Annotated in this window: 7 protein-coding genes; 4 read left to right on the forward strand and 3 right to left on the reverse strand. The window is 64.8% G+C overall.

Features of this window, described 5'->3' with window-relative positions; translation table 11 throughout:
* Positions 1-51 precede the first annotated feature (51 nt).
* Positions 52-1,386, forward strand: coding sequence for an MFS transporter (locus AC1DSJ_RS17935; RefSeq protein ID WP_054422757.1), 1,335 nt, complete (start codon positions 52-54; stop codon positions 1,384-1,386).
* Between the two features lie 68 nt (positions 1,387-1,454).
* Here the strand turns inward: AC1DSJ_RS17935 and AC1DSJ_RS17940 are convergent, their stop codons facing one another.
* Positions 1,455-2,498 carry a histone deacetylase family protein gene (locus AC1DSJ_RS17940; protein ID WP_441371918.1) on the reverse strand — a complete coding sequence of 348 codons (1,044 nt, stop codon included), beginning with the start codon at positions 2,496-2,498 and terminating at the stop codon, positions 1,455-1,457.
* Between the two features lie 137 nt (positions 2,499-2,635).
* A complete protein-coding gene (locus AC1DSJ_RS17945; RefSeq protein WP_441371919.1) occupies positions 2,636-3,223 on the reverse strand; it encodes a YdcF family protein in 588 nt (195 codons plus the stop codon).
* A 440-nt stretch (positions 3,224-3,663) separates the two neighbouring features.
* Here AC1DSJ_RS17945 and AC1DSJ_RS17950 point away from each other — a divergent pair, with 440 nt between their 5' ends.
* The gene (locus AC1DSJ_RS17950; RefSeq protein ID WP_441371920.1) at positions 3,664-4,614 is read left to right on the forward strand and encodes a hypothetical protein; all 951 of its coding nucleotides are present in this window, start codon (positions 3,664-3,666) and stop codon (positions 4,612-4,614) included.
* 308 nt (positions 4,615-4,922) lie between these two features.
* Here AC1DSJ_RS17950 and AC1DSJ_RS17955 read toward each other — a convergent pair whose 3' ends face one another.
* Positions 4,923-5,840: an MBL fold metallo-hydrolase gene (locus AC1DSJ_RS17955; protein ID WP_441371921.1), complete on the reverse strand. Its 918-nt coding sequence runs from the start codon at positions 5,838-5,840 to the stop codon at positions 4,923-4,925.
* 220 nt (positions 5,841-6,060) lie between these two features.
* Between AC1DSJ_RS17955 and AC1DSJ_RS17960 the strand changes: the two genes are divergently transcribed.
* Positions 6,061-6,939, forward strand: a complete 879-nt coding sequence (locus AC1DSJ_RS17960) for an RNA polymerase sigma-70 factor (RefSeq protein ID WP_054422752.1) — start codon at positions 6,061-6,063, stop codon at positions 6,937-6,939.
* 152 nt (positions 6,940-7,091) lie between these two features.
* Positions 7,092-7,511 carry a cupin domain-containing protein gene (locus AC1DSJ_RS17965; protein WP_441371922.1) on the forward strand — a complete coding sequence of 140 codons (420 nt, stop codon included), beginning with the start codon at positions 7,092-7,094 and terminating at the stop codon, positions 7,509-7,511.
* Positions 7,512-7,616 lie beyond the last annotated feature (105 nt).

Here is a 7,616-nt window from a genome sequence, read left to right on the forward strand (position 1 = left end):
AAAGTCTGCAAGGCAGTGGCGTATTTCGGACCTCCTACAGTGAGCAAACCCATGTCGACCACCACGCGGTACCCCGGTCATACCCCCTCCGTTCCCGGCCCGGGGGCGACGGCCGGAGGCGCGAGTCATGCCAAGGTGGCCCCCGGTGAAATCGCCGTCGGTGTGGTCGTCGGACGAGCCTCCGAATACTTCGACTTTTTCGTATTCGGCATCGCTTGCGTGCTGGTTTTTCCGAAGGTGTTCTTCCCCTTCGAAGCCCCGCTGGAAGGCACGCTCTGGGCCTTCGTCATCTTCTCTTTTGCGTTCATCATGCGGCCCATCGGCACGGCGTTGTCGATGGCGATTCAGCGGCGTTGGGGCCGCGCCACAAAGCTGACGGTTGCGTTGTTCGTGCTTGGCACGGCGACGGTGGGCATGGCGTTTCTGCCCAGCTACGAATCCATCGGCGCGCACGCCATTACATTGTTGGCAGTTTTCCGTTGTTTGCAGGGCTTGGCGTTTGGCGGGTCGTGGGACGGCCTGCCGTCGTTGCTGGCATTGAATGCGCCGCCCAACCGGCGCGGCTGGTATTCGATGATGGGGCAGTTGGGCGCGCCGGTCGGTTTCCTGGTGGCCAGCGCCTTGTTCCTGTACTTGCACGTCACGCTGACGCAGGCCGACTTCCTGGAATGGGGCTGGCGCTATCCGTTCTTCGTCGCCTTCGCCATCAACGTGGTGGCGCTGTTCGCGCGGCTGCGCCTGGTCGTCACCGAGGAATACACGCAGCTGCTCGAAGAGGGCGAACTCGAACCCATCAGCATTGCCGAGATGGTGCGCTCACAAGGCTACAACCTGTTCATCGGCGCGTTCGCCGCACTGGCGAGCTATGCGCTGTTCCACCTGGTCACGGTGTTTCCGTTGTCGTGGATTGCCATCAGCGCCACGCAGCAAATCACCGATGTGCTCATCGTGCAGATCTTCGGCGCAATACTGGGCATCTTGGGCACGGTTGCCTCGGGCTGGCTGGCTGACCGCATTGGCCGGCGCACCACGCTGGGCTTGCTGGCCGTGCTGATCGGCATCTTCGCGCTGTTCACGCCGTGGCTGTTGGGCGGCGGGCCGGTGGGGCAAGACGCCTTCATCCTGGTGGGCTTCACGCTGCTGGGCTTGTCGTACGGACAAGCCTCCGGCACCGTCACCGCCAACTTCACGCGGCGCTTCCGCTACACGGGCGCGGCGTTGACGTCTGACATGGCCTGGCTCGTCGGCGCGGCCTTCGCGCCGGTGGTGGCGCTGGGCTTGTCGGCACGCTTCGGGCTGGTGGCCGTCAGCATCTACCTGCTGTCCGGCACCGCCTGCACATTGATTGCGCTGCGCATCAACAAAGTGCTGGAAACGCGGGATTAAGCGTTACCCGCCATGGGTCGACGGCCGTTGGCGGATGCCTGTGACGCGTAGCCGTAGCGTTGGCCGCGTCAGCCGCCGTAGCCTTCCAGCACGTTCGCCACATTGATGCCCACGTCAGCCACGGCATAGCCGCCTTCCATCGTGAATACCGTGGGCAAGCCCAGGCTGGCCAGCGCGCGGCCCACTTCAAGATAGTCCACGCTTTTCAGCTTGAACTTCGAGATCGGGTCGCCTTCATAGGTGTCCACGCCCAGCGCGATGACGACGGCGTCGGCCTTGAAGGCCTGGATGGCGGCCAAGCCTTGTTGCAGCGCTTGCGTCCACGTTGCGAAATCGGTGCCGGCGGGCAGCGGCAGGTTCAGGTTCGCACCCAAGCCCGCGCCTTCGCCGTGCTCGTCGGCGTAGCCCAGGAAGAAGGGATATTCGGTGGTGGGGTCGCCATGGATCGACACCGTCAACACGTCGCCGCGTTCGTAGAAGATGCTTTGCGTGCCGTTGCCGTGGTGATAGTCGACATCAAGAATCGCCACGCGCGCAGCGCCCGCATCGCGCAACGCTTGCGCGGCCAGCGCGCCGTTGTTCAGGAAGCAGTAGCCGCCGAAGAAATCGGCGCCCGCATGGTGACCGGGCGGTCGCGTCAACGCCATGGCTGCGCGCGGGCCGCCTGCGGTGGTGACGGCGCGCGCCGCATCAATCGCGCAGGCTGCGCCGGCAGTTGCGGCTTCCCACGTGCCGGCCGTCAACGGACAGCCGCTATCAAACGAAAACAGGCCAACGCGGGCGGCGAAATTGGTGGGTTCGATATCGTGGCGGAAGCCGCGCACGGGCCAGACGGATGGCAGGATGTCGATGTCTGCGTTCGCCGGGTCCAGCGCCACCCAGTCTTGCCAGGCGCTGGCCAGAAAATCTACATAGCGCGGGGTGTGCACGCGCTTGATCACATCCATGTCCGGGGCCGACGGCGCGCGCAGCTCGCCGATGCCGCGCTGACGCAACGCGTCCAGCACGTACTCCAGACGCGCCGGCGTTTCGTGGCAAGGCACGAGTTTGCCGCGGAACATTTCCTGGCGGCCTGCATGTTTGTCGTGGACGGGGTTATGGAAGATCTGCACGGCGTCGGGTCCTTGATGGGGCGGGCAATAGGGGGGCGGGCAATAAGGGGGCAGGCAATAAGGGGGCAGGCAATGAAGGGGCAGGCAATGAAGGGGCAGGCAATGAAGGCGCAGGCAATGACGGGTGACGGGCGTCACTATAGCGGCCGCAAGCCGTACCACGCTACGGCGGGCAGCTCGCGAAACGTGGAATACAGGTCGCGCCATTCAAAAAATCTGGGATAGCCGCCGCTGACGTCCGCAACGCCGTGCCGGCGCAACGCCAGCAGCGTGCGCGGCACATGGAAGTACTGTGTGACGGCCAGCGCGCTGACATAGCCATGTTCCCGCATGTAGGCGCTGGCATGGCGGGCGGTAGACCAGGAGTCCACACCCGCGCTGTCGGTCACGATGCGGTCGGCCGGCACGCCGCGCGCCAGCAAATAGTCGCGCATCACAGCGGCTTCGTCGGCGCCGGCCGGGTCCACGCCGCCGCTGACAAACAGGATGCGGCATTGCTTGGCGGCAAAGCAGTCATACGCCCGCTCAAGGCGCGCGGCCAAGCGCGGCGAGGGCTTGCCGCTGGGCAGCACGGTGTTGCCCAGCACGATGGCCACGTCGGCGGGCCGGGCGCGGGTAAGCAGGCCGGTTGCGGCCAAGGCGATGGCGGCCAGCAAGATCAGCACGATCACGGCGGCCAGGGCACGCAGCAGGCGGGTTCGAAGGGAGCGCGTAGCGGAAGTCACAAGCGGGGCTCGGAGCAGGGGTTGGCCGGCATTCTGCACGAACTTGGCCATGACGTTGCTGAAAGTGTGTTTGTAGTAATGAGATTCATGATTGAAAATGCCGGCCTTCTTCCGTGTTGCCTTGTGCGCCTGCCCATGTCCTGCCGCCCGCCCTCCGGAAAAGGTTGGCCCGCCCATTGTCGCGAGCTGATCGGGGCGTGCGGTATCCGGCGAATGGGAGCAGGGTGCGGGCGCCGCGTTAAGGGTGGAATTTGCAACGAAAGCGTATAGTTCGCTGGCTCTTCAACGATGGTCCAGTCATCCTGAATACTCGTCGCCGCAGTGGCTTGGCATGAAGGGCTTGCAACGCCTCTGCCACCGGCTTGTATTCGATACCCGATACGCTTCGCTCTACGCTGATGATCAACCACGCTCGCTCCTCCCCCTCGCTTGCCTGGCGCATGGCATTGACCGCCGTGATCCTGTGCGTGATCTACGCGGCGCTGGCGCAAAGCTACCAGCTGATCGCGTTACCCCAGTCTGCGCAATTACGCGAGGTCTACAGCCAGCCGAAATACCTGATGCCGCTGCTGGCCACCATTGCAACGTGGACCGTCTTCGTCGGCTTGACGGTGTGGGGCGCCATGCACCGCTGGCTGCGTCAACACAACACGCAGGCCGTGGACCAACCCCGCAAGCTCTTCGGCACGTTCATCGCCCTGCTATTGATCTTCTCCCTAATCGTGTCGGTCGCCACGATTTACTTGCACAAAGCGCTGATACGGTACGTCCTGGAGCACGCCGGCGCGGCGATCCAGGCGGGCCAGACGGGCCATTTCATTGCCGTGGCGCTGATCATCAGCGCCCTGACCATTACGCTGGAAATTCTTGGCGCGTATCTCGCCTTGCGCATTGCTACGTGGACAGTGCAGCCTGCGGGTCCTGCCGGTGGTCCGGTCTATGAACAGCGCCATGCCGCCTGGAACGCGGGACTCATGATGCTGGGCTGGCAATTGAGCGTAGTCGTCGGCGTGGGCTGTTACCTGCAAATGCAGTCACCCAAGATGGGCTGGCTGGCACACGTGCTGGGCTACCTGGTTCTGCCCGCCCTCATCCTGGTGCTGTGCACGCGCGTCTGCCTGAAAATCCTGCCGCGCCCGATAGGCGACGCGCGCCAAGGGCGTGCGCTGGCCCACGGCACGCTGGCCTTCTGGCTGGCGCAGGTGCTGGGAATCGGCATGGGCATTTTGGCCGATCTAGCGATGCCCTGGGGCCCTCCGACGCGTATTGCGGAATCCAACGTGGCGGTCGGTGTGACGCTGCTGGTGTATGCCGCGCTTCTGGTGTTGGGCTGCATGGTGGGAAAGCGGGCGCTTTATCCCCCATCGGGAAAGCTCGCATTGAATCACTGAGTGATCAGGGGATCTTCCGAAAAAACCGGCAGTAAAGACGATCAACTCCTAGGAAATCGTCGCCACCACGTAACCGCGCTCGGCTCAAATTCGACCATTCCTTACCAAACGGAGACCGTGCCTGCGGCGTTGGCAGATCACAGCGTGCCGCTGTCGGCGCTGCAGGATGCGCCCTTGTTGCAACGGGAGGCGGCTTCAACCACGCGCGCGGCGCTGGAGGCCGTTCTGGAGCCAGCCGGTGAGCGGCCGCGTCCCGTCATGGAAATCGGCAGCCGTGAAGCCCCGCGCCCGGTGTCAGGTGGCTCGGGTCAGTAGTCCCAAATGACCGGAACCCAGCGGAAGGCGTCGCCATTGACGGCGACCCGGCCGACGGACGGGAACGGCAAATGGGCAGCGACCAGCAGCCCGCCGTTTTCGGCCAACTCTTGAAAGAGGCCGATGCGGACGCGCGCTGCCTCTTCGGGGTCATGCTCGAAGCCGTTGTGCCAGTCGGGGTGGTCAAACCCCACCGGGAACATGGCGTCGCCGGCAAAGGTCAGGCGCTCGCCGCCTGACACCAGGTCGACCACGCTGTGCCCCGGGGTATGGCCGCCTGTCAGGCGCACGATCACACCGGGCGCGACTTCATGCGTGTCTTCGAAGATGCACAGCCGGTCGCGGTATTCGTTGTAGAAGGCCGTGGCGGTGGAACGGAGCACGTCGGGCACCGGCTTGGGCATGACGGTGTGCGTGAAATCGGGCGACGTCCAGAACGCGACTTCGGTTGCCGACACGTGGATGCGCACGTCCGGACGCAAGCGTTCTTTCACGCCGGCGACCAGCAACCCGCCTACGTGGTCCATGTGCATGTGGGTGATGATCACGTCCGTCACGGACTCCAGGGCGATGCCGGCGGACGCCAGGCGCTGGGGGAATTGGCCGGCGCGCGGAAAGCCCGGGAACTGCCCGCCGAGCCCTGCGTCGATAAGGATCGTCTGACCCGCGCTACGGGCCACCATCACGTTCAGGGGCCAGTCGAACGCGTCGGGCGGCATGAACATGTGGCTCAGCCAATCGGCCAGGTCGGCCGGGTCGGCATTGGTGGCCATCGTGGCGGTGGGCAACGGCAGCACGCCATCGCTGACCACCAGCGCGTCGATATCACCCACCTGCACCGCGTAGCGGGAGGGGACCATGTCGATGGGCTTGAGGGGGCTGGAATGCAACGTGTGGTCTGTGGAAAGCATAGCGAGTTCTCCTGATTGAGGGCCGTACTGGAGTGGGCATCCTAGGTCTGCCCCCCGCCACGCGGTAGATCCTCAGCGGGAAGCACGCTGTTGTGCAGCGCGCACCAATACGCAGGGATACGCAGCGGCGCGGCGCCGGCGCATCGTCCTTGTCGCCGCCACACTGCTACGGCAAAATACTTTTCTTCCTGTGCCGCCTTGCGTGGCGTTGCCCCCCTCCATGACCGACTCCGTGCTCCTCTTCGAGCGTCACCGTCCTCGCCTGTACGCGATCGCCTACCGCATGCTTGGTGCTGTTGCCGAGGCGGAAGACGTTGTGCAGGAAGCCTGGTTGCGCTGGGATGGCACAGACCGTTCGGCGGTTCGGAACGCCGAAGCGTGGCTGGTCACCGTCACCACTCGCTTGTCCGTCGACCGCCTGCGTGCGGCCAAGGCCGAGCGGGAGAATTACGTGGGGGTCTGGCTGCCCGAGCCGATGCTGATGGCCGCGCCAGCCACGCCCGAACAGATCCATGAGCAAGCCGACGACGTGTCGGTGGCTTTTCTGTACATGCTGGAGCGCTTGTCGCCGGACGCCCGCGCGGCTTTCCTGATGCGGGAAGTCTTTGACGCCGACTATGAAGACATCGCGCAGACGCTGGACAAGACGCAGCCTGCCGTGCGTCAACTCGTGCGGCGGGCCAAGCAGCAGTTGAGCCAGGGCGCTCCTCGTCAGGCCGTGCCGCGCGCGACATTGCAACGCCTGCTGCACGCATTTGCCGACGCGATGCAGCGCAGCGATTTCCATGGCCTGCATGCGCTATTGAGCGACGACGCCGAACTGATTGGCGACGGCGGCGGCAAGGTATCCAGCTTTGCCAGTCTGGTGGGCGGAAAACGCCTGGCGCAGCTGTTCTACGCTGGCAAGCGCCGCTTCCGCGACGGCCTGCGCGCCGAAGTCGTTCAGGTAAATGGCCAATGGACCCTGTTGCGTTTCATTGAAGGTCACCTTGAATCGGTGATGGCCTTCGAAACCGATGGTGAGCGTCTGACGCGAGTCTTGGTGCAGCGCAATCCGGACAAGCTCGCGCGCATGTCGGCGGCGCTTTCGCAAGGCTGATACCGGCATTCTGGGCTTTCGCAAGGCTGATACCGGCATTGTGCGCGGGCGTTGGTGCCTGCGCGGCAACATGGTGATCCCCTGCGCGGACCTACCGCCGCGTGGCCGGTATTCCTACGATGGGGGTCCCTCCTCGTTGCCAAGGACTGGCCATGTCAAAGATCACGAAGTTAGCGTTGCCCTTTCTCGCCGCAGGCGTGCTGTTAAGCCCGTTTGCCCACGCCGCGTCCGGTGCCGCACCGGCCGACGCCATCGTCACTGAGCTGATGAGCAAGGACTTGCCGGACATTCCGGGCAAGGATGCGCTGATGATCGTCGTCGACTACCCGCCCGGCGCGGCCGACCCGATCCACCGCCACGACGCCTATAGCTTCGTCTATGTGCTTGAGGGCAGCATCGTGATGCAGGTCAAGGGCGGCAAGGAAGTGACGCTGACCCCGGGCCAGACATTCTACGAAGGCCCGCACGACGTTCACACCGTGGGCCGCAACGCCAGTCAGACGCAGCCCGCCAAGTTTCTGGTTGTCCTGATCAAGAAGCAGGGGGCGCCTGTCCTGACGTTGGTGAAATAGGGGACGAACGACGACGATTTTCGGCCCCCCCGGCCCCCGGCCCCCGGCCCTCGGCCCCGGCCCCGGCCCCGGCCCCGGCCCCGGCTCGCGGCCCCGGCCCCGGCC

The organism is Achromobacter sp. 01N37, assembly GCF_056399725.1.

Bases quoted from the DNA above. Each gene is read 5' to 3' on its own strand.
- AC1DSJ_RS17950 (WP_441371920.1), top strand. From the start codon at position 3,664: ATGGCATTGACCGCCGTGATCCTGTGCGTGATCTACGCGGCGCTGGCG.
- AC1DSJ_RS17935 (WP_054422757.1), top strand. From the start codon at position 52: ATGTCGACCACCACGCGGTACCCCGGTCATACCCCCTCCGTTCCCGGC.
- AC1DSJ_RS17955 (WP_441371921.1), bottom strand. From the start codon at position 5,840: ATGCTTTCCACAGACCACACGTTGCATTCCAGCCCCCTCAAGCCCATC.
- AC1DSJ_RS17965 (WP_441371922.1), top strand. From the start codon at position 7,092: ATGTCAAAGATCACGAAGTTAGCGTTGCCCTTTCTCGCCGCAGGCGTG.
- AC1DSJ_RS17960 (WP_054422752.1), top strand. From the start codon at position 6,061: ATGACCGACTCCGTGCTCCTCTTCGAGCGTCACCGTCCTCGCCTGTAC.